At 64.8% G+C, this 21,060-nt stretch carries 25 protein-coding genes and 1 rRNA gene; 8 read left to right on the forward strand and 18 right to left on the reverse strand.

Annotated features, from left to right (window positions below; genetic code table 11):
- The 8 genes from AC56PL_RS08595 to ssd all read right to left on the reverse strand — a co-directional run.
- Positions 1-109: ribosomal RNA gene (locus tag AC56PL_RS08595) — 16S ribosomal RNA — on the reverse strand; the annotation flags it as partial.
- A 723-nt stretch (positions 110-832) separates the two neighbouring features.
- Complete coding sequence (locus AC56PL_RS08600; protein ID WP_497153598.1) at positions 833-1,192, reverse strand: Rv3654c family TadE-like protein; 360 nt, start codon at positions 1,190-1,192, stop codon at positions 833-835.
- Positions 1,189-1,509 (reverse strand): TadE family type IV pilus minor pilin, encoded by a 321-nt coding sequence (locus tag AC56PL_RS08605; protein WP_497153599.1) that lies wholly within the window; start codon positions 1,507-1,509, stop codon positions 1,189-1,191. The genes AC56PL_RS08600 and AC56PL_RS08605 overlap by 4 nt, the downstream gene beginning before the upstream one ends.
- 39 nt (positions 1,510-1,548) lie before the next feature.
- Positions 1,549-1,755 carry a DUF4244 domain-containing protein gene (locus tag AC56PL_RS08610; protein ID WP_497154274.1) on the reverse strand — a complete coding sequence of 69 codons (207 nt, stop codon included), beginning with the start codon at positions 1,753-1,755 and terminating at the stop codon, positions 1,549-1,551.
- Between the two features lie 47 nt (positions 1,756-1,802).
- Positions 1,803-2,405, reverse strand: coding sequence for a type II secretion system F family protein (locus tag AC56PL_RS08615; RefSeq protein WP_495513310.1), 603 nt, complete (start codon positions 2,403-2,405; stop codon positions 1,803-1,805).
- Positions 2,402-3,211, reverse strand: a complete 810-nt coding sequence (locus AC56PL_RS08620) for a type II secretion system F family protein (RefSeq protein WP_497153600.1) — start codon at positions 3,209-3,211, stop codon at positions 2,402-2,404. Before AC56PL_RS08620 ends, AC56PL_RS08615 begins: the two co-directional genes overlap by 4 nt.
- Positions 3,208-4,404, reverse strand: coding sequence for a TadA family conjugal transfer-associated ATPase (locus tag AC56PL_RS08625; protein ID WP_495513312.1), 1,197 nt, complete (start codon positions 4,402-4,404; stop codon positions 3,208-3,210). Before AC56PL_RS08625 ends, AC56PL_RS08620 begins: the two co-directional genes overlap by 4 nt.
- Positions 4,401-5,468: a septum site-determining protein Ssd gene (gene ssd / locus AC56PL_RS08630; RefSeq protein ID WP_497153601.1), complete on the reverse strand. Its 1,068-nt coding sequence runs from the start codon at positions 5,466-5,468 to the stop codon at positions 4,401-4,403. The genes AC56PL_RS08625 and ssd overlap by 4 nt, the downstream gene beginning before the upstream one ends.
- Before the next feature lie 404 nt (positions 5,469-5,872).
- Between ssd and AC56PL_RS08635 the strand changes: the two genes are divergently transcribed.
- Positions 5,873-6,709, forward strand: coding sequence for an HAD family hydrolase (locus AC56PL_RS08635; protein ID WP_497153602.1), 837 nt, complete (start codon positions 5,873-5,875; stop codon positions 6,707-6,709).
- Positions 6,710-7,144: 435 nt separating this feature from the next.
- Here AC56PL_RS08635 and AC56PL_RS08640 read toward each other — a convergent pair whose 3' ends face one another.
- Together AC56PL_RS08640 and AC56PL_RS08645 are read right to left on the reverse strand one after the other, a co-directional pair.
- Positions 7,145-7,870: a Fic family protein gene (locus AC56PL_RS08640; RefSeq protein ID WP_495515925.1), complete on the reverse strand. Its 726-nt coding sequence runs from the start codon at positions 7,868-7,870 to the stop codon at positions 7,145-7,147.
- Between the two features lie 86 nt (positions 7,871-7,956).
- Complete coding sequence (locus tag AC56PL_RS08645; protein WP_497153603.1) at positions 7,957-8,805, reverse strand: LuxR C-terminal-related transcriptional regulator; 849 nt, start codon at positions 8,803-8,805, stop codon at positions 7,957-7,959.
- 135 nt (positions 8,806-8,940) lie between these two features.
- Between AC56PL_RS08645 and acs the strand changes: the two genes are divergently transcribed.
- The gene (acs, locus tag AC56PL_RS08650) at positions 8,941-10,884 is read left to right on the forward strand and encodes an acetate--CoA ligase (protein WP_497153604.1); all 1,944 of its coding nucleotides are present in this window, start codon (positions 8,941-8,943) and stop codon (positions 10,882-10,884) included.
- Positions 10,885-10,898: 14 nt separating this feature from the next.
- Here the strand turns inward: acs and AC56PL_RS08655 are convergent, their stop codons facing one another.
- Positions 10,899-11,123: a hypothetical protein gene (locus AC56PL_RS08655; RefSeq protein ID WP_495513317.1), complete on the reverse strand. Its 225-nt coding sequence runs from the start codon at positions 11,121-11,123 to the stop codon at positions 10,899-10,901.
- Positions 11,124-11,306: 183 nt separating this feature from the next.
- Between AC56PL_RS08655 and AC56PL_RS08660 the strand changes: the two genes are divergently transcribed.
- Both AC56PL_RS08660 and AC56PL_RS08665 read left to right on the forward strand, forming a co-directional pair.
- Entirely contained in the window at positions 11,307-12,509 is a 1,203-nt protein-coding gene (locus AC56PL_RS08660) for a sensor histidine kinase (protein WP_497153605.1), read from the forward strand.
- A 1-nt stretch (position 12,510) separates the two neighbouring features.
- Positions 12,511-13,173 (forward strand): response regulator transcription factor, encoded by a 663-nt coding sequence (locus AC56PL_RS08665; protein WP_497154275.1) that lies wholly within the window; start codon positions 12,511-12,513, stop codon positions 13,171-13,173.
- A gap of 16 nt (positions 13,174-13,189) precedes the next feature.
- Here the strand turns inward: AC56PL_RS08665 and AC56PL_RS08670 are convergent, their stop codons facing one another.
- The gene (locus AC56PL_RS08670; protein ID WP_497153606.1) at positions 13,190-13,693 is read right to left on the reverse strand and encodes an SRPBCC family protein; all 504 of its coding nucleotides are present in this window, start codon (positions 13,691-13,693) and stop codon (positions 13,190-13,192) included.
- A gap of 193 nt (positions 13,694-13,886) precedes the next feature.
- Between AC56PL_RS08670 and AC56PL_RS08675 the strand changes: the two genes are divergently transcribed.
- Positions 13,887-14,405 carry a phage holin family protein gene (locus AC56PL_RS08675; protein WP_497153607.1) on the forward strand — a complete coding sequence of 173 codons (519 nt, stop codon included), beginning with the start codon at positions 13,887-13,889 and terminating at the stop codon, positions 14,403-14,405.
- 3 nt (positions 14,406-14,408) lie between these two features.
- A complete protein-coding gene (locus AC56PL_RS08680; protein ID WP_495513321.1) occupies positions 14,409-15,335 on the forward strand; it encodes an alpha/beta fold hydrolase in 927 nt (308 codons plus the stop codon).
- Between the two features lie 31 nt (positions 15,336-15,366).
- Here AC56PL_RS08680 and AC56PL_RS08685 read toward each other — a convergent pair whose 3' ends face one another.
- From AC56PL_RS08685 to nth, 4 genes are read right to left on the reverse strand one after another with little or no spacing between them, the layout of a single operon-like run.
- A complete protein-coding gene (locus AC56PL_RS08685; RefSeq protein WP_497153608.1) occupies positions 15,367-16,566 on the reverse strand; it encodes a MarP family serine protease in 1,200 nt (399 codons plus the stop codon).
- A complete protein-coding gene (locus AC56PL_RS08690) occupies positions 16,566-17,300 on the reverse strand; it encodes an NUDIX domain-containing protein (protein ID WP_495513323.1) in 735 nt (244 codons plus the stop codon). The genes AC56PL_RS08685 and AC56PL_RS08690 overlap by 1 nt, the downstream gene beginning before the upstream one ends.
- Positions 17,297-18,025: a TlpA family protein disulfide reductase gene (locus AC56PL_RS08695; RefSeq protein WP_497153609.1), complete on the reverse strand. Its 729-nt coding sequence runs from the start codon at positions 18,023-18,025 to the stop codon at positions 17,297-17,299. The genes AC56PL_RS08690 and AC56PL_RS08695 overlap by 4 nt, the downstream gene beginning before the upstream one ends.
- A 3-nt stretch (positions 18,026-18,028) precedes the next feature.
- Positions 18,029-18,709 (reverse strand): endonuclease III, encoded by a 681-nt coding sequence (gene nth, locus AC56PL_RS08700; protein WP_495515927.1) that lies wholly within the window; start codon positions 18,707-18,709, stop codon positions 18,029-18,031.
- Between the two features lie 222 nt (positions 18,710-18,931).
- Between nth and AC56PL_RS08705 the strand changes: the two genes are divergently transcribed.
- On the forward strand, positions 18,932-19,180 hold the full coding sequence (locus tag AC56PL_RS08705) for a hypothetical protein (protein ID WP_495513325.1): 249 nt from the start codon (positions 18,932-18,934) through the stop codon (positions 19,178-19,180).
- 169 nt (positions 19,181-19,349) lie between these two features.
- Positions 19,350-20,024 carry a Crp/Fnr family transcriptional regulator gene (locus tag AC56PL_RS08710; RefSeq protein ID WP_482137185.1) on the forward strand — a complete coding sequence of 225 codons (675 nt, stop codon included), beginning with the start codon at positions 19,350-19,352 and terminating at the stop codon, positions 20,022-20,024.
- A 77-nt stretch (positions 20,025-20,101) separates the two neighbouring features.
- Here AC56PL_RS08710 and AC56PL_RS08715 read toward each other — a convergent pair whose 3' ends face one another.
- Both AC56PL_RS08715 and AC56PL_RS08720 read right to left on the reverse strand, forming a co-directional pair.
- On the reverse strand, positions 20,102-20,683 hold the full coding sequence (locus tag AC56PL_RS08715; protein ID WP_495513326.1) for an ATP/GTP-binding protein: 582 nt from the start codon (positions 20,681-20,683) through the stop codon (positions 20,102-20,104).
- Positions 20,664-21,056, reverse strand: coding sequence for a DUF742 domain-containing protein (locus AC56PL_RS08720; RefSeq protein WP_495513327.1), 393 nt, complete (start codon positions 21,054-21,056; stop codon positions 20,664-20,666). The genes AC56PL_RS08715 and AC56PL_RS08720 overlap by 20 nt, the downstream gene beginning before the upstream one ends.
- Positions 21,057-21,060 lie beyond the last annotated feature (4 nt).

Raw genomic sequence — 21,060 nt, forward strand, 5'->3', positions numbered from 1 at the left:
CTCACCCGTTCGCCACTAATCCACCAGCAAGCTGGCTTCATCGTTCGACTTGCATGTGTTAAGCACGCCGCCAGCGTTCGTCCTGAGCCAGGATCAAACTCTCCATGAAAATCCTCTAAAACCACCCCCGAAGGAGCGAGTTTCAAAAAAATCTGTTCTGAAGAGATTTTCAAATCCCAACCAAACAAAAACTGACACCACCACAGGACTCAAAACCTGCGATGGGATCAAAAAACTAACTTTAAATGCCGGCACCATATCCTGCCCACCAGACCAAACCCCGGAATGGGATTTCGTCACCGTGACAGACATACAGCACCTAAATTGGCACTAACAATCCATCGACACACTATCGAGTTCTCAAAGAACACACCCACAACCAACTTCGACACACACACTGTGGCGCCATCCTGGAAGGGATATTTTGTTGTATCTAACAGGCCGTCTCCGTCTCGGAGGCAACTTTTCAAGCTTACCCGACTCGCATCCGGTCCGCAACTCGCTGCTCTCGCAGTCCGCCACCACCCGCGTTTGAACCCTCCACCGAAAAGCGGAGCACATTCAAACTATGGGCGGTCAACGTTGTTCCTTCAGGAAAAGACTTCCCTGTCGGTGTTCTCGGCCCCCGGCTTCCTGCTCTCCGGCGCCTCACTCGCTGACTTGAAGAAAGTTACGGGAACCGGACACCTACCGTCAAATCGCCTGGTCCGAGCGGTGTTTGGATGAATCGCCGCAGACCAGAGGCACGCAGGTGCTCGTGACGGTCGGCCCCGAACCTTCTGTGACCGTGGCCACTGGGCCTCAGGCGCGATTCTGGTTGCGACATCTGCCCTCATCCAACCTCCACCGGTCCCGCCCGGGCGCTCGACCGAGCATCTCGAAGTCCGAAAGCACCTATCTGCACTGCGACCTGGGCGGTGACCACGACGTCACCGCCCAGCACGCGGCACTTTTGGAGCGATGCAGACATCCGAGAAGCAATGTCTCGCGCGGCCCCGCACGGATCGGGCTCCCCCATCACCAACCGTTGCGCCGCGGCCAATGCCGCAAGGTCGGCGGCCGACTGTGACTGATGTCGGGCCGAAATCGCCGCTCCCACATACACAATCAGCACGACCACAGCGACCAGCGCCGCGATGACCATCGCCCCGATCACCGTCGCCGAGCCGCGCTCGTCGCGCACGAGGTTCACGGATCCGCTCCGATCGGCTCTATTGCGGCCACCGCGGTGGCGCCCACGTCGACCATCGTCAACAAGGGGACCGACACCCGGACCCGTGCCTCCACCACCTCCCCCTCAGTGCGAAGGGACACCGAGGCACCCCTGGGAGCCACCTGCCTCCCTACATCCCTCGCCTTGGCCGAATCTCCCTGTGCGGCAACGCGTGCAACCTCTCGGGCCGCATCGATACATCGAATATGGGTTGCCATTGCCGCCACCCCGACCACGGAGATCACCACAACCGCGACAATCGAAGCGATGGCGAACGCCGCTTCGACCGTCACCATCCCCCGGTCGTCTGCCGGCAACCCCCGCCGCCGCATGGATCAGCCGACCGCGGTCTGCAGCGCCTTGTCGATGATCCCCGTCAGCGCAGCGACGATGTTGTCACCGGTGACCACTGTGTAGAGGATCGCGCCGAAGGCCGCGGCAGCGATCGTGCCGATCGCATATTCAGCGGTGCTCATTCCGCTGTCGTCGGTCATCAGAAGTGCCGCCCTGACCTGGGCCTCTCGAATCATCCTGTTGAACATGGTCATTTCCCTCCCCTATCCGTGCCGCGGAGTATCCGCGGCAGGTCTCACATCAGCCCGCCGCCGAAGACCGGTCCGGCAAGCCCGATGACCACCGGCACGATTCCCAGGCACACGAACGCCGGCAGAAAACACAAACCCAGTGGTCCGCTGATCGCCACACCCGCACGTTCGGCTCCAGCTGCCGCCCGATCCTGGGCGTCGGCTCGTCTGCTCTCCGCCAGCTCGGCCAGCCCACGGACCGGAGATGAGCCGGCCCGCGCGGATCGCCGAGCCATTGAAGCCAGTGCCTGTACTGCTGGGTCTGCATTGTCGGGAACCGCCCATGCCTGCATCGGGTCAGCACCCAGTGCGAGCAGATCCGCAGCCTGGGCGAGTGCGCGTGCAAGTGCAGGAGGTGCCGATTGCGACACCACCCTCGCCGCCATACCGACCGGCAGTCCAGAGCGCAGGCACACCGCAAACAGGTCGTAACCTGCGGCTGCAGCAAACGGATCGTCGGCAGGGGTCTTGGCGCCCAGCCAACGCGGCTCCCGGTTGCGTTCACGCCGGGCCGGCGGACCGACAACCCGGTAGGTGATCCACTCCGGTCTGGGCCACACGACAATCGCCACCGCGCAGACCAGAGCTGCCACCACCCACCCGGTCATGACCCCGCGACCTTTCCGACAATGCGCCTCGACCACAACAAACCCGCGCAGACAAGACCGACGCCGACAACCAGGAGGATCCCTCCGAGGCCGGACCCGAGCAGGACCGACAACGGCGAGGCACCAATCGCCTGCCCGAGACCGATACCCAGCACCGGCAGCAGGGCCAGCACCATGGCGGTCGCTTTGGCCCCGGCGAGGGAGGCCCGCGTCCGATCCCGAAATCTGCTGCGTGCGAGCAAGTCTGATCGCACGGAGGTCAACAGTTCGGCAATCGGCAGACCGTACCGTTCGGCTGTTCGCCATGCCACCGCCACCCGAGACCAGGCCTGCGGGTCACGGACGTGTGCCTGCTCGATCCCACCTGCGACGTCGCCGCCCAGCATGGACCGTCCGGCCATCGTCGACAACGTCTCGGCAACGGCCGACCGCGGTCCACCTCCGGCGTCTTCGGCTGCCTGTCGGCAAGCGTGCGCAGGATGGGCGCCGACATGTAACTCGGCGATCATCACCTCGAGCGCAGCGAGCAGTGCGGCCAACTCGTCGACCACCTCCGCCTCGCGTCTCCTGGCCCGAAACAGCAGGTAGGCCATGCCCGACGCCATGGAAGTGGCAATACCGGCAGATATCCCGACAACCAGAAGAACTGCGACCGGGACCCCGAAGGCCGCAACGGCGACAACGTCTTCAGTGGACCTGCGGCGCCGAACGCCCCGGGCACCGTCCAAAGAGAGTGTCCGGACCTGCGCTCGAGTCCGCGGCCAGAGCAGCAGCGTCAGCGCCACCGCTGCGAGCACCGCGCTCATCGAACGAGCCTGCTGTCGAGGAGCGCGGCCAGGTCGGCGGCGGCAGCGGTGAAACCACCACGGCGACGCCACACCGCTTCGACGTGCACCAAACCGTCGGCACCGCGGCGCAGCATCCCGATCTCCCCGACCCCGCGGGCACCGTTCGCGTCGCGGAACACACCGATCACGACCGAGATGGCTGCCGCGAGCTGGCTGTGGAGCGCAGGCCGGTCCATGCCACCGAGCGCGGCGAGCGCTTCCATCCGGGCCGGGACCTCGGCAGTGGAGTTGGCGTGCAGCGTTCCGGCGCCGCCGTCATGGCCGGTGTTCATCGCGGTCAGCAGATCAACCACTTCAGCGCCACGCACTTCACCGACCACGATCCGATCCGGACGCATCCGCAGCGCTTGGCGCACCAGCGCACGGACCGGAACCTCGCCCGCCCCTTCGACATTGGGGGTTCGGGCGACCAGTCGCACCACGTGTGGATGTTGCGGGGCCAGCTCCACGGCATCTTCGACGCAGAGAATGCGTTCGGCCGGATCGACGCGACCGAGCAGTGCCGACAGCAGGGTGGTCTTTCCGGCGCCGGTCCCGCCGACAACCAGGAACGCGAGCCGAGCATCGATGATCGCTTCCAGCAGAGTCGCGGCTTCCTCTGCGATGGCACCGGATGACACCAGTGCGTCCAGGTTCTGGGTTGCCGGCCGCAGGACTCGCAACGACAGGCAGGTTCCGTCCACGGCAATCGGCGGGATCACCGCGTGCAGGCGAACGCTGTACCCACGTCGACCGAGTCCGGACAGCTGACCATCAACCCAGGGCTGCGCATCATCGAGTCGTTTGCCTGCGGCCAGGGCCAGCCGCATGGCCAGTCGCCGGACCGCATCGTCGTCTTCGAATTCGATGTCCGACAAGCGAAGTCCGCGCCCCTGATCAACCCAGACGGCCCGCGGACCCACAACGAGAATGTCGTTGACGCCAGGACCGGCCAGGAGATCCTCCAGTCGGCCTGCACCCACCAATTCGGTCTGCAGAAAGCGCAGCGCGTCGAGAAGATCGGTGTCACCGAGCACACCACCGGCCTCGGCCCGGACCACCGCGGCCATCACCTCGGGCGTCGGGTCCTGGGCGGTGGCGGCCAACCGTTCGCGGACCCTCGTCAGGAGTTGGCTGCGGTTGGACGCCGTCACCGGGCTCGGTTCACTCATCGCACAGCCCCCCGCAGCGTCTCGGCGCGCTCGAGGACCGTCGCCGCACAGCGCCGCAACGGCGAGCGCCGCGCCAACAGCAGTCCGCCGGACTCGAGGTCGCGGGCAAGCCGGGAATCCGCGCGGGTGGCGGTGAGCAGCGGCAATCCCACCACCTGCGCCACCTGACCGGCACGAAGTCCACCCGGAGACGGCCCGCGCACCACCACCTCGATCCGACCTGCCCGCGCCCGAAGCCTGGCCGCCATCTCACGTCCGGCGGCACATGCCCGGATCGAGGCGCCACAGACCAGGACAACCAGATCGGCCGCCTCCACGACGGCCGAGACCACCTCGTCGGCACGCCGCGGTACGTCCACGACCACGACGTCACCGTTTGCTCGGGCAGCGTCGATCGCGGCAAGCGCCGCCTCTGGCCGGACCGGCGCAGGCGTACCCCGCCGACCGGCCAGGATGGCCAGACCTCCGCGGGCATGGGGCAATGCGGTGTGCAGTGATTCGGCAACAACCTGCCCGCTCTCCAGTGTGAGTTCCTGCCACCGCAACCCGGGATGATCCTCGACGCCGAGCAGCAGGTCCTGACCTCCGCCGAGTTCATCGAGGTCGAGCAGCAGAGCGCCGTGGCCGCGTTCACACGCGATCAACCCGATACCGGCGGCAAGTGTGGACGCACCGGCCCCACCGTGGCCGGCGATCACTGCGATGGCGACGCCCGCCGGGCCGGTGGGTCGCCGGATCCTCGACAACGCCTGAACCACCGCGTGCTCGTCATCCGGAAGCACGAATCCGTGGCCGGCCCCGAGCGCCAGCGCGCTCCGCCACATGTTCGGGCCGTCTCCGGTGACACCGACGACCATCAGCCCGTTGCGGCGGGGCAAACCGGCCGCGAGGGTCTCCTCAACGGTCGACGCGTCGACAAAAATGGCTGTCGCCTCAGCCCATTCGCGTCGGCAACGATCGGGACGTGCACGAATCACGTGATAGCCGGATGCGGCCGCGACACGCTCGATATCGTCGGCCATTTCGGGCGACACCATCGCCAGTACCCGGGGAGCTTCGGTCATGCCTCACTGTGGCGCTGGTTGCACCGTGACATCGCCCGAAACCACCGGTTCGAGCGGTGGTTGTGAATAGATCTCCGCACTGTGGACAATTGCCCAAAAGACGACAAAACCGCTGGTAGAGCAAGTGGTGAGCGTGTGGGTCAGACGACCGAAAACCCCCAGATATGGGGACGACCCCGGCCAGGGGGGGAGGAGGCCAGGGTCGTCGCGTTCAGCCCCGGGGGGTCGGGCTGAAAGCCCCGGATCTCGTCCGGGTAAGTACGACTATACACAAGAATCCATGATTGATTGCAACTTCAACCAATCGCCTTACTTCGTTCATCCCGCGGCGCACGGACTTCCAATGGAGTAACCCGAACAATTGAATCTTCGCCTCGTGCGCGGCCCGGACGTACCCTCGACGAGTGACAGCATTCCGGCCGACCGAAGAGGGCTCGCAGCACTCGGCCAGCGCCCCGATCGCCGCCTTTTTCGACCTCGACAAGACGATCATCGCCAAGTCCAGCTCGCTGGCATTCTCCCGCCCGTTCTTCGATCAGGGTCTGATCAATCGGCGGTCGGTCCTCAAATCGTCGTATGCGCAGTTCATGTTCCTGCTGTCGGCGGCAGACCATGATCAGGTCGAGCGGATGCGCAAACACGTCACCGAGATGTGTACCGGCTGGGACGTCGAGCAGGTCTCCTCGATTGTCCGCGAAACACTGCACGACATCGTGGACCCGCTCGTCTTCGCCGAGGCCGCCGATCTCATCGCCGGTCACAAGGCGCGCGGCCATGACGTGGTGATCGTGTCGGCTTCGGGCGCCGAGATCGTCGAGCCCATCGGAGAGATGCTCGGCGCCGACTATTCGATGGCCAGCCGAATGAAGGTCGTCGACGGCAAGTACGCAGGCGTGATGGACTTCTACTGCTACGGCGAGGAAAAGGCGGTGGCGATGAACGACATCTCCAGGGCCGTCGGCTACGACCTCTCGCAGTGCTTCGCGTACTCCGATTCGATCACCGACCTGCCGATGCTCAGCGCGGTCGGCCATCCGACAGTCATCAATCCTGATCGGGGCCTGCGGCGTGAGGCCGCCGAACGCGGGTGGCCGATGCTGTCGTTCACCAAACCGATCTCACTCCGCGATCGGCTCCCGTCAACCCCTTCACCAAAGGTGACTGCTTCTGCTGCAGTCGGTTTGAGCGCATTGGCGGCCGGCGCACTGACCTATACGATCCTGCAGCGCAAACGGCACTGAGTCCGGGACGGCGGTTGCAAATATGTTCAGCCGCAACGGATGAATGAATCCTCGAATTCGTGCCGGGGAACACTTGATGTGACTGTGGTCACGGTGTACAAAGTAGTTACGGAAAGCGCGGAACGCCAAGTGCGGGCCGGAAGAGAAGGTACGGACTCCTGACCGCGCACTCCCAGCACGGATAGCGAGCACCCACGCGAAGCACGCCGCGGGAGGCTACAGGTAGTGGACCTGCAAGATCCGCACCGAGTTCAACTGAGTTCCTTTGGGTGGGAGCGCATTTGGACAAGACGCCGGAACACTTGCCGAGGTCATCCCACACAACCACAAAACGCACGCATGTGTAACTCGGATCCGTGCTAGCGGGCGGCGATCTGACCCCACGTTCTAAAACGTCGGGCCAGAGAGCCGTCCGCAGCGCGTTGTCTGCCGCTTTTACTTTCTCGGACGCGCCGCTTCTGCGATCGACATCGCTTCGGCAGCACCGGCTTCCAGCGCTTCACAGCTGAGCAGCAACCACAACCTGATTGCCTCGGAATCACCCGTACCGAATCCCTTCGACAGGTCGCGGTACTCGGAAACCCGCTTGAACCACGTAACCTCGGGGACTCCGAGATTGTGCGGGTCCAGTCCGGTGCCGGCACAGACCAGCCGGGACGCGGCCCGGGCCACCACACCATTGGCGTGCTGAAAGGGTGCGAGCGCCAGCAGCTCGGCATGCACCACAGCTGCGAGCACCGGTGCCGGCGCCTTGGTTGCGCCGGTAACCAGTTGGGCGAGCAAGTCCAGCCTCTGCCCGAGTTCGGCATCGGCGCGCGGCCGACCCAGCAACTGCTGGTCGTCGGTGATGTCGGCGGCGGCGAGCACATGTAGTCGCGCGAGAGTCTGCAACGGCGCACGCATCCAGACCGCAACCATCTGCGGCAGGGAATCACCGTCGAGCGCCTGGGCGACCCTCATCGCGCCTGCGAGTACCGGATCGTCGAAATCTCCATCGCGGACGAGTTCGACACTGCCGCCGTCAATTGCGGCCGACGAACGGCCGGCCCGCCACGACGCCTCGGTGGCTGTTTTGTCCCAGCCGCGCAGGTTGGCGGGGTGTCGGTGTGCGGCGGCCAGCGCATCGCGCGCACGGTCGGCGGCCGTCGCGACGCCCGGCATCTCGAACAGTGGAGCCAGCGGATCGGTCACGACAGATCAGCGTACGCGGCCCACACTCCCGCCAGGATCAGTGCATCTCCCTGTGGTCAGGGCAACGCAAGAGCATGGCCCGCACTCCGCGCCTTCACCACGGCCTCGTGCCGGGTGTGCGCGCCCAGGCGGACCATCGCGGCGCGCAGATAGGTCTTCACCGTGTCCACCGTCAACCCCAGCCGGTCGGCCACCACCCGATTGCCAAAACCCATCGCCACCAGCGACAACACCTCGAGTTGGCGCGGTGTGAGCGGTACTGACGGTTGAGCGGCCGATCGTCCCCCGCCACCGATCTGGTCGACGAGTTCGAGGATCCGCCTGCGAGACTCTTCATCGGTCGACACCGTGGCGATATCGCGCAGCTCATTGCACCAATCGAGCGCAGACGCCTGCGCCTGCTCGGCCTGGGTGCGGGCGGCCAGAGCGGCAACGCGGCGATCGACCTCATCGCGTGTGCTCAGTTCGGTGGCAACCCGAGCCGCTTCGACGGTCAATGCGTTGATCACGTCGTCGCCCATGGGTCCCTGGCCACGCCAGCCGGCATACAAGAGCCCGCGCACCGAACCGTCGACAACTATCGGTGCCGCCGCGAGATCCGTGATGCCCTCACCGAGGATCTGGTCGTCGAAATCGTGGGTGATCTCGTCGGCCGAGCCGTAGTCGCGGAGCAGGATCGCGCGTTTGTTGAGCCAGATGAGTCCGCCGAGGCCGCGCTGCGGGGTCACCCGAATGGTGCGCAGTGCAGAGGTCTTGTGACCGACCGATGTCGTGACCGCGATGGTGTCCTGATCACGCAGGCCCGCGAAAACCACCGGTGTTCCGGTCATCCGACGAAAGCGCGCGCTCGTAGCCCGCACCAGCTCACGATCGCTGGGACGGAGGACCGCGTTGTCACCACTCATGCACTATCCACTTTCGGGGCTATTTCAGTTGATGATGCCGCAGACATGATGTGGTACACAACACAGCGGCAGCCGAACCCGCCCACATCACAGCTGATGACGGCACGCGGACCGGCGGCAAGCGAAAGGGAGACAATGAGCGAAGGCACTGCACAAGCGGTATATCCCCCACCACCGGAGTTCGTCGCGCAAGCAAATGCGGGGCCCGAACTCGAGAAGGCCGCCGAGGCCGACCGCCTGGCCTTCTGGGCCGAGCAGGCGCGCCGCCTCCATTGGGACACGGACTTCACCGACGTCCTCGACTGGTCCGACGCCCCGTTCGCGAAGTGGTTTGTCGGCGGCAAGCTCAACGTGGCCTACAACTGCGTCGACCGCCATGTGGAAGCAGGCAACGGCAGTCGTGTCGCGATCCACTGGGTCGGTGAACCGGGCGACTCCCGCGACGTCACCTACGACCAGTTGCTCGCCGAGGTCTCGCAAGCTGCCAACTACTTCACCGAGATCGGACTGGTCTCCGGTGATCGTGTCGCCATCTACATGCCGATGGTTCCCGAAGCGATCGTCACGATGCTGGCCTGCGCCCGCCTTGGACTGACCCACTCTGTGGTCTTCGCCGGATTCTCTGCCGGTGCACTGCGCTCGCGGGTCGACGATGCCGAAGCGAAACTGGTGGTCACCACCGACGGCCAGTACCGACGCGGCAAGCCTGCACCGCTCAAGGCCGCCGTCGACGAAGCTCTCGGCAGCGGTGACGACGCCGCGAAGTCGGTTGAGCATGTGCTCGTGGTGAACCGCACCGACTCCGACATCAACTGGACCGACGGTCGCGATCAGTGGTGGCACGAGACGGTCGCCAAGGCCGATACCTCGCACACCCCGGAAGCTCACGACGCCGAACATCCCCTGTTCCTTCTCTACACCTCGGGAACCACCGGTAAGCCCAAGGGCATCGTCCACACCTCGGGCGGCTATCTGACCCAGGTCAGCTATACCTTTCACAACGTCTTCGACCACAAGCCCGGCCAGGACGTGTTCTGGTGCGGCGCCGACATCGGCTGGGTCACCGGACACAGCTACCTCGTCTACGGCCCGTTGTCGAACGGTGCCACCGAGGTCGTCTACGAGGGAACTCCCAACTCCCCCAACGAACATCGCCATTTCGAGATCATCGAGAAGTACAAGGTCAGCACCTACTACATCGCACCGACTCTGATCCGGACCTTCATGAAGTGGGGCCGGGAGATCCCCGACGCCCACGACCTGACCTCGCTGCGGCTGCTCGGCAGCGTCGGCGAGCCGATCAACCCCGAGGCCTGGCGCTGGTACCACGAGGTCATCGGCGGCGAGCGCTGCCCGATCGTCGACACCTGGTGGCAGACCGAAACCGGGGCCATCATGATCTCGCCACTTCCCGGGATCACCGCCACCAAACCCGGTTCCGCGATGGCCCCGCTGCCTGGGATCAGCGCGAACATCGTTGACGAAGAAGGTAAATCAGTGGGCGCCGGCGAACAGGGATTCCTGGTCCTCGACAAGCCGTGGCCGGCGATGCTCCGCGGAATCTGGCGCGACGACGAGCGTTTCCGGGACACCTACTGGTCGCGGTTCGCGGACCAGGGCTGGTATTTCGCCGGTGACGGTGCCCGTTACGACGACGATCACGATCTCTGGGTCCTGGGTCGCATCGACGATGTCATGAACATCTCGGGACACCGAATCTCCACGGCCGAAGTCGAATCCGCGCTTGTCGGCCACCACAGCATCGCCGAGGCCGCGGTGATCGGCGCCGCCGACGCGACCACAGGTCAGGGCATTGTCGCGTTTGTCATCCTGCGTCAGGGCCAGGAAGACACCGGCGATCAGCTCGTCAAAGAGCTCAAAGATCAGGTCGCCAAAGATATTTCGCCCATCGCCAAGCCGCGCGAGATCCATGTTGTGCCCGAACTGCCGAAGACGAGGTCCGGCAAGATCATGCGCCGTCTGTTGAAGGACGTCGCCGAGGGCCGGGAACTCGGCGACACCTCAACACTGGTGGACCCGACGGTCTTCGACAACATCCGCCGCGGCAACAACAGCTGAGCGCACCAGTTGTGTCAGGCCCGGGCGACCTCAGGTGTCGTCCGGGCCCACCGCAGCGATTCACGCAGGTCGTGGCGGCGACGAGTCCGTCGGATTTTCCGCATCTGCGCACTATCCGCTGCGTCGCGCCGTGCCATCGCAGCACGCACTTCACGCGCCCGATAGTCCAGGCCGTCGCCGCCACCGAACGGCCACGTCGAGATCACCACAACACCCACACACACCAGGATCCAGAACATCGTCGCTCTCCTTGGTTTCTGTCGGCATCAGGTGGGACACCGATCGGGTACCAAGAACGCTAATCAGAACAAATCCGCAGGTCAGCCACCTCGGGGACGATCTTTCACTCCTACCACCGCAGGTCCGGAGAATCCTCCCCAGGACGGAGGTTTTAACGGACCTCACCCGATAAGATCAACGAGATGCGGTGGTTGACTGCACGGTATGCGCGCACCTTCGCGCTGATGGGGTACCAGTACCCCTGGTACTACATGCTGATCACCGACGTCGCGATACTGGCCGCCGTGAGCGCCGCGACCATACAACGGATCGCTGATCATCCGCACGGCTTGGAATGGTTGTACCTCTCACTTGCGGTGTTCTTCGCAACAGCTCCGCACATCGCCTGCCTGTTCCTCAAGAAGCGGATCGTGTTCACCCCGTTACTCGTTGTGGGAACGGTCATCTCGGTGGCCTTCTTCTGGATGATCCCGGTGTACGCCGATGCCGCGCCACTGCTGCTGGTTCTGGGTGTCACCACCGGCGGGGCGATCAGCACGTGGAAACAGTCGGTCGTCAACATGATCCTGAGCGCCGGTGCCCTGGCGATCGGAATCGCGACCGGAGCGGTTGAGCAGGGATGGTTGATCGCCGCGATGCTGTGTTTCGGTGTCGCAGTGGGCCATCTGATGCAGGCACAGTTGGCGTTGTTGTTGCGGGAGCGTCAGGCCAGGGCCGCGCGACTGCAGCTCGACCGCGTCACCCTCGCCAGCGAAGTACACGATGTGATCGCACACTCCCTCAGCATCGTTCTGCTCAACGTCACCGGCGCCCGGCGGGCGCTGCAGGAGGACAACGACACCACCGAGGCCGTCGCCGCCCTCCTCGATGCCGAACAACAGGGCCGCGCGGCGATGGCCGACATCCGCCAGACCATCGAATTGCTCCGCGCCGACGCCGAACCCGACTCCCCGACACCGGGTCTGAGCGATCTGCACGAACTCGTCTCGACGTTCCGGCGGGCCGGACAGGACATTCGGTTCGACTACGACGATCCCGGTGCGCCCGCCACGAGTGCAACCGAACTCGCGACGTTCCGCATCGTCCAGGAATCCCTGACCAACGCATCGAAACACGCTCCCGGCGCCACCGTTGATCTGAAGGTGCGGCCCGATGCGGCCGGAAGTCTGCACATCACCGTGCGCAACAAGGTCACGCCCGACAACCGTCGCCGACCGGGTGGGTCCGGCCTCAGCGGGATGCGTTCACGAATCGAGCATCTGGGCGGCCGGTTCCATGCGGCGCCGACCGACGACGCCTGGGAGGTCAACGCGGTGTTGCCGTTTGCCACCGACCACCGGACCGGCAATGACCTGCGCGGCACGGCGGTACCCGGTGTCCACTGAGATGCCGCGGATCCGCGTACTCCTGGTCGACGATCAGGACCTGGTCCGATCCGGACTGCGTCGAATCCTGCGCCGCAAAGACGGTTTCGACGTGATCGGCGAATGTTCCGACGGTGACGAGGTGGTCGGCGCCGTGGCAGACCACCGGCCCGATGTGGTCGTGATGGATCTGCGGATGAAGCGGGTCAGTGGGATGGCCGCAACCCGGAGGCTGGCGTCGACAGTCGATCCACCACCGGTCTTGGTGCTCACCACGTTCCGGGACGAAGAGTTGTTGTCGGACGCGCTGCGGGCCGGTGCGGCCGGGTTCGTGTTGAAGGATTCACCCGCCGAAGAGCTGATCCGGGCCGTGCGCATCGTCGCCGAAGGTGAGGCAGTCCTCGATCCGGCGATCACCGCGCGGGTACTCGACACCTATCGGGCTGCGCCGGGCCCGACTGCCGCCGGCGCCTCACTCGATCGCCTGACCTCACGCGAATCGGCGGTCCTGGGCCTGATCGGACGCGGGTTGTCGAACGACGAGATCGCCGCAGAACTGGTGATCTCGGTGGTCACCGTCAAGAGCCATGTCGGCAACGTCTTCCACAAGCTCGGTGTGCGCGATCGGGCTGCAGCGGTGGTCTACGCGTTCGACCACGGAGTGGTCAGTCCCCGCGCCCGCTGAGCACTCCTTCGCAGCGCTACAGCCTCGCGAAGTGTTTGACCGTGTCGGTCTCGATGGTTGCGAAGGTCTTCGCGGAGATCGGCGTCGCGAACTTGGTGGTCTTGGCCATCACCCCCGCGAGTTCGATGGCGAACGACCACGTGAATCGACAGCCGATCGGTGCGGGCTCGACCTCGGTGAGTTCACCGAACGCCTTGAGGCTCGGGACGTTGGCCTGCTCGACGTAGAAGGCGTTGCGGTATCGCCCCGCCTCTGGGTCCTCGTCCCAACAGAAGAATTTCTCCGACAACTTCACGTAGCCGGGGGCCAATTCGGCCGACCGCGTGGTGCCGACGCCGTAAGGTGGCGGCGAGGTGAAGGTGATCGATTTGATGATCCGGCACCAGTCGAGGGTGTTCTGCCTTGTCAGTTCGGCCCACGCCGTGGCGGGGCTGACCGGCAGGTTGACCGAGAACCGGTGGGTGAGCGGGGCGGTCTCGAAGAAGTCGAGACCAAACGGTTCGAGCGGGTACGCGGGCATGATTGCCTTTCGTGAGGCGTTCGTTCCCGGCGGGCGGTGAGGCGATTACAGGATTCGACCAATCGCGCGAGAACGGTCCGATGAGCCTGCGATCAATCCTGGCATGGCAACATAAGAGGCTACAAACCCCGGCGACAAGAAAGCCAAGCGTCCGGGTGGTCTCGGATACTTGTCCGAGGATGGAGGAGTAGCAGTGACTCTGGACGACCGCACCTCGGGAGATGTTCCGAACGTCTCATCGATCCCGTTGTCCGACCCCAATTTGCGCCCCGGTGGTGACCCGAGTGTTGGCGCGCTGGTGAAAGAAGCCACCGCACATCTGTCGACACTGTTCCGCGCTGAAGTGGCGTTGGCCAAGGCCGAACTGACCGGGGAGGCCAAGAAGGCTGCCATCGGCACGGGCCTGATCGTCGTGGCCCTCACTGTCGCGCTCTACGCCAGCCTGTTCTTCTTCTGGTTCCTCGGAGAGCTGCTCTCGGAATGGCTGCCGCGGTGGGCCGCATTCGGCATCGTCTTCCTGATCCTTCTCGTGTTGGCGATCATCACCGGACTTGTCGGGTACATCGTGTTCAAACGGATGACCGGGCCCAAGAAGACCATCGCGTCCGTCCAGCACCTCTCGGACGTGTTGCCTGCAGGCCCTGGTAGCCACGACGCACAGGTTCGCCCCGGCGCCGACCTGCGCAAGCCCAGCCAGCCCGCCAAGGGCTGACATTTGCCTGCCCCGGATCCGTCGACCGTCCGGTTCACGGGATGGCACCACAGCGATGTCCGCGCCAACGGCGTCCGACTACATGCGGTTGAGGCCGCGACCCCGCGGAACGATCGTCCGCTGGTCCTGTTCATGCACGGTTTCGGTGAGTTCTGGTGGAGTTGGCGCCACCAGCTCACAGCGCTCACCGAGGCCGGCTACCGGGCGGTCGCCGTCGACCTGCGTGGCTACGGCGACAGCGACAAACCTCCCCGCGGCTACGACGGCTGGACACTGGCCGGTGACACCGACGGCCTGATCCGGGCCTTGGGTCATACCGACGCGACCCTCGTGGGTCACGCCGACGGTGGCCTGGTCTGCTGGGCCACCGCCGTCCTGCATCCCCGTTCGGTCAAGTCGATGGTGGTGCTCTCCTCTCCGCACCCGCAGGCCCTCAAGACGGCCACGCTGCGCGAACCGAGCCAGCGCAAGGCATTCCTCGGCGGGTTCCTGAAGTCCCAGATCCCCCGGACGGCGGAGCGCACACTCACCGAGGATGACGGCGTGATGGCCGAGATACTCCTGCGCAGACATTCCGGTCCCGCCTGGATCGACACCGAGGACTTCACCGACACCGCGCATCGGAACCGTTCCGCGATCCAGATACCGGGCGTGGCCCATTGCAGTCTGGAATACCAGCGCTGGGCCTTCCGGTCGCAGTTCCGGCCCGACGGGAACCGCTTCCTGGAGCTCATGGACAAACGGCTGCACATCCCGGTTCTCGCGATCCGGGGTGAACTCGACAACTACATCCAGCGATCGACGCTCACCGCGAGCGCGCACTGGTCGTCGAAGCTGGAACTGACCGAGGTCGCCGATGCCGGTCATTACGCACATCAAGAGCAGCCCGACGAGGTCAATCGCCAGTTGATCGAGTTCCTGCAGAACTGACCTGTCCCCCACCGATCACCCGGCCGCGCCTTCAGGACGAGTGGACACAGGACTGGGTGTCGACCGGCGCGCTCAGGCGTTCGGATTCGGCCAGTCCCGGTTGAACCTGAGCCGCGGTCAGCACAAACCCCGTCTCGGTGGACGGATCCTCGGCAGCACCGAACACCACACCGAGCACCTCCCCATCTGAATTGATCAGCGGCCCGCCGGAATTGCCCTGTCGAATCGAGCCCCGCACGGTGTAGACCTCGCGGGTGACCGCTGTGTCGGGATAGATGCCCGGGCCCCGCAACTGGATGACCTCACGGATCCGTTCGGCGCTGGCGTTGAACGGCCCGCCTTCGGGAAAGCCGAGCGCAATCGCATCGGTACCCGTTTTCGCGAGCTCGTCCGCGAATCGCATCGCCCGGGCCTGTAGGCCGGGGACATCGAGAACCGCGATGTCGGTGAGCGGATCGAAGTAGACAACGGTCGCGTCGAAGGTGTCGTCGGAGGCCGACACCTGCAGCAGGTTGGTGCCTGCCACCACGTGCGCGTTGGTCATCACCCGTTCGGGCGAGACCACGAAGCCACTGCCCTCCAGTGCCTGCCGACAGCTCTGCGCGATGCCTTCGATCTTGACGACACTGCCCCGGACCTGTTCGACGATGGGCTGATCGAGGAGCATTTCGTCGGGTGGGTCGACGCTGGTGATCGGGGTCCGGCCGAACGGCCCGATGGCCTCTTTGAGCCCCGAGTTGTCGAACATGTCCCAGAATTCGCGCGGGGCCCGCTGGAGCCACGCCGGCGCGATCTGGTTGATCTCCTCGATCACCTTGGAATCTCGGACCGCCGCAGCGATCTGCGGTTGCGCCGATGTGCTGATCGGTGTGGCCAGGATCCAGGCGGCCAACAGGACCGCGACCGCTTGCAGCAGCGAACCGATCACCGAATCCACCCGTCGCAATGACAGGGTCCGGATACCGCTCCGAGCCGCCCGGCCCAGCACCATGCCCGAGATCTCGCCGACGATCACCAACGCGACCAGCAGTAGAACGCCGGCGATCAGCCGCCAACGCTGGTCTTCGATGTTGCGGATCAGATGCGGCGCCAGCAGTACACCGGCTGCCGCGCCGAGCAGGACCCCGATGAACGCCAGCGCCGACGACATCGCGCCCTGGCGATATCCCGACGCGGCGGCGAGCAGTGCGATGCCGATGACGATCACGTCGACCCATGCGGATCCGCTCATCACTGACCCACCTTGGCGAGCTCCTCATCGAGGTCACGGATATCCGACTTGTCCCAGGGAATCTCCCAGCCGGCGGCCTCGATGACCGCGGCCAGCAGCCCGCCGGTGAAGCCCCAAACGAGCATGCCTTCGACGCAGAAAGCCGGTGCCCGGTAGGCGCGGGTGCCTGCGATCATCCGTTCGACCTGAATCCTGTTGTGCGGATCGATCAGGTCGCGCAGCGACACCCGGAGCACCCGAGAGGTCTCACCGACGTCGACGACACCGACGTCGGACAGTTCGGTCCAGTAGGCCAGCACGGGCGACACCTCGAAGCCGGAAGGCGGAACCGGGAACATGTCCAGGACCGCCAGTTGGCTGACACCGGAGGGATCGAGCCCGGTCTCCTCCTCCGCCTCACGCATTGCGGTGCCCACCGGGAAGTCGTCGCCCGGATCGCGGGCGCCACCGGGGAAGGCGATCTGCCCGCCGTGGTTACGCAGGGTGCTGGCGCGCTGGGTCAGGAGCACCGTGGCATCGGCGGGGACACCACCGTGATGGGTCGGATCGCCGTCCCAGTCGCCACCGATCAGAATCAGCACGGCAGCGGGCCGAGTGATCGGCATCTGCGAACGCATGAGCCGGGCGGTCATCCCTCCGCGCTCCTCGACCGATTGCGTGACGCCGGCAAGATTCGCGGTGAGCGCGCGCATCCATGGGGGCACCGACGCCGTCGGCACCAAGATCTCGGTCACGCGGCGACACCCAGGTATTTGTCGACGGCCGCCGACACCTCGTCGACGGTGTCGAAGACCGTCGGCAGCACCGCGGCGACCGTACCGTCGGCCCGAACCAGAACGGTCGCCGGATAGACGCGCGGAATGCCAAGGGCAGCAGCGATCTTCGCATCCGGATCGACAACGGTCGGCAGGTTCACACCGATTTCGGCCAGCAGATTGAGTGATAGGAAGACGTTCTCCGACCCTTCTTTGCCCTGCACGGTCAGCACCCGGATCTTGTCGCCTGCCTGCTCGGCATAGTCGGCGATCACCGGGAGTTCGGCCCGGCACGGACCACACCAGTGAGCCCAGACATTGACCAGCATCGGGGTACCGGCCGTCGCAACCCCGAGATCGACGGTCGAGCCGTCGGCCAGGCAAGGCACCAGAACACCCTTGAGTGCGGAGTTCTCCGGCGCCGGACCGGGCGCGGCCGGGCAAGGCTGCAATCCGGCCTTTTCCCTGGCCTTCACCATGTCCTCGTCAGAGACTGCCGCCTGCAGTCCGGGGAGCTTTCCGGTTCCATCCGTCGACACCGCGGACGGCGCAGGCGAGGGATCGGGAGAGGACCGCGGCCAGATGGCAACGATCAGCGCGATCACGACAATCAGGACAGCCAGTGTCCAGCGGGCCGAGGTCGACAACGCAAAACGCGAGCGCTCAGTGGGCCGGGCCTGGCCCGGTTCAGGTGAATCCGACATCGACTAGAGACCTGCCAGTGCAAGTAGATGGTCGGTCTCGGGCCCCTTCACCAAAGCGGCGGCCTCGGATTTCTCCGTGGGTCCCAGACCGTAGGACGGGCAGTCGGCGGCAAGCACGCAGACGCCGCAGGCGGGCTTGCGCGAATGGCAGACCCGTCGACCGTGAAAGATCACGCGGTGCGACATGTCGGTCCAGTTCTTGCGCTCGATGAGCTCACCGACAGCGTGCTCGATCTTGACCGGGTCGGTCTCCGCGGTCCATTTCCAGCGCTGCACCAACCGTCCGAAGTGGGTGTCCACTGTGATTCCGGGTACACCGAAGGCGTTGCCGAGTACGACGTTGGCGGTCTTGCGGCCGAACCCGGGCAGCGACACCAGATCACGCAGATTCGACGGCACCTCACCGTCGAATCGCTCCACGAGTGCCTGGCCCAGGCCGATGATCGAGTTCGCCTTGTTCCGGTAGAAACCGGTCGATCTGATCATCTCTTCGAGTTCGGTCCGATCGGCGCCTGCGTAGTCCTCGGCGCTGCGGTAGCGCTTGAAGAGAGCAGGCGTTGTCAGGTTCACCCGCACGTCAGTGCACTGCGCCGACAGGATGGTGGCGACCGATAGCTCCAGCGGATTGGTGAAGTCCAGTTCGCAATAGACGTGCGGAAACGCGACCTGCAGGGTGCGATCCATCCGTCGCGCACGCCGCACCAGACCTGTGTGGGTCTCGGTCCCGCGCTGCGCCGCGGTCTTGGCGCGTTTGACCCCTGCCTTCGAACTCACCAACTCAGAGTACGGGGCGCCCGTCAGAGTGCGCTCTCGACCGGTCGAGCTCCGCCCCCGGATACGCGCCCAACAACCGTTCCTATGGCGATTGTTTCACTTCTGAGACCTGGGTTGTGTTAACTACACCCCATGCACGGACTCGCAGTACTTCTCTTCCCAGCCGCACTCATGCTCTTCGCTCTGTCGATGGAGCGGCTCGAGAGCCGGCTCGAACGTCTCACCGTCCGCGGTGAACACGTCGAGGAATTCTTGGAGTCGGCAAAACCCGAACAGCTCGACACGCTGGCCACGCACGGTTTTCCAGCCGCGCTCGACGAGTTCCGCGATCGCCGAATGCCGGCGAACTCCGAATCGGACGATTCGATTCGTGTCAGTTAGCGATTGTGGACCCTCTCGCGACAGGCCATCGGCGTTAGTGGGGGTAACGGCCAGCTTTTCTTCCGGTTACCCGTAGACTGCATAACGGGTGACGAACACAACAGCATGATTTGTGTGAGCATTCTCAGGTTTGAACGTGGTCTGGCTGGACCCTTAGAAAGGGGCGTAAGTGGAGGAAGTACTGGCGCGGGCGGGCATTTTTCAAGGTGTGGAGCCCACCGCCGTCGCAGCACTGGCCAATCAGCTCCAGCCTGTTGATTTTCCCCGTGGACATGTCATCTTCAACGAAGGTGAGCCCGGAGACCGGCTGTACATCATCTTGTCCGGCAAGGTGAAGGTCGGCCGCAAGTCGGTCGACGGCCGTGAAAATCTGCTGACGATCATGGGGCCGTCCGACATGTTCGGCGAGCTGTCCATCTTCGATCCGGGTCCGCGTACCTCCTCGGCCACCACCGTGACCGAGGTCCGTGCGGTCTCGATGGACCGTGACGCTCTGCGCTCATGGATCGCTGACCGGCCGGAGATCGCGGAGCAGCTGCTCCGGGTTCTGGCCCGCCGTCTGCGACGCACCAACAACAACCTCGCCGACCTCATCTTCACCGACGTTCCCGGACGCGTGGCCAAGCAGCTCCTGCAGCTGGCCCAGCGCTTCGGAACGCAGGAAGCCGGGGCTCTGCGTGTGACCCACGACCTCACCCAGGAAGAGATCGCCCAGCTGGTGGGCGCCTCCCGCGAAACCGTGAACAAGGCCCTGGCCGACTTCGCGCAGCGCGGCTGGCTCCGTCTCGAGGGCAAGAGTGTCCTGATCGCCGACTCCGAGCGCCTGGCACGTCGCGCTCGCTGATTTCCTTTTCCTAAACCGCCAGTTCCGGCGCCCCATGTGGCGCGTTGGAACGGGCGGTTTTGGTTTGACCGAGGAACCTAGCTGGCTGACCTCACGCTGGTGAGTGCGTACTCGGTGAGGGTGATCAACGCTGTGCGTACCGACTGTGCCCGCCGGGCGTCGACTTCGAGGATGGGCACGGAACCCGAGATCGCCAACGCTTCTCGAATGTCGTCGATCGCGAAACGTGGTGCGTCGTCGAACTGGTTGATCGCAACGACAAACGGCAGACCGCAGGCTTCGAAGTAGTCGATTGCCGCGAACGAATCGTCGAGGCGCCTGGTGTCGATGAGCACGATGGCACCGATCGCCCCGCGCACGAGGTCGTCCCACATGAACCAGAAGCGACGCTGACCCGGGGTGCCGAAGAGGTAGAGGACGAGATCGTCGGACAGCGTGATGCGGCCGAAGTCCATGGCGACCGTCGTCGTCGATTTCGTGCCCGCCGTGTCGAGTTCGTCAACGCCTTCGGACTGGTCGGTGATCATCGCCTCGGTGCGAAGGGGCACGATTTCCGAAATCGTGCCGACCAACGTGGTTTTGCCCACGCCGAAACCGCCCGCCACCACAATCTTTGTCGATGCGGCTCGGCCTCTCGTATCAGAGTGCCTGTAGTCCACGAAGTGTCCTTCCGATGAGTTCGCGGCGCTCCGCCGCAGTCGCGTCGTCGCTGAGGGTCTCCGAAAGGCGCAGGCTTCCGGTTTCGACGAGATCCCCGACCAGCACACGCGCAACGCCGAGGGGCAGGTTCAGACGTGCCGATATCTCGGCCACGGACGGTCCGTTCCTGCACAGCGCAATGATTTTCGTGCGGACGTCGCTGGCAGGCCAGAAGTTCGGGATGGTGTCCGGGGTGGTGTGCACCGGAGCTTCGAGCGGGAGGTAGATGTCAGTGTTGGTACGCCCCGCCGTGAGCGTGTACGGCCTCACCAGATTGGGCGACGGCGCATCGATCTCAGAGAAATCGTCCTGCGGCGGATCGGGTGGGGGCATGAGT

It is taken from the genome of Williamsia sp. Y721 (genome assembly GCF_059683565.1).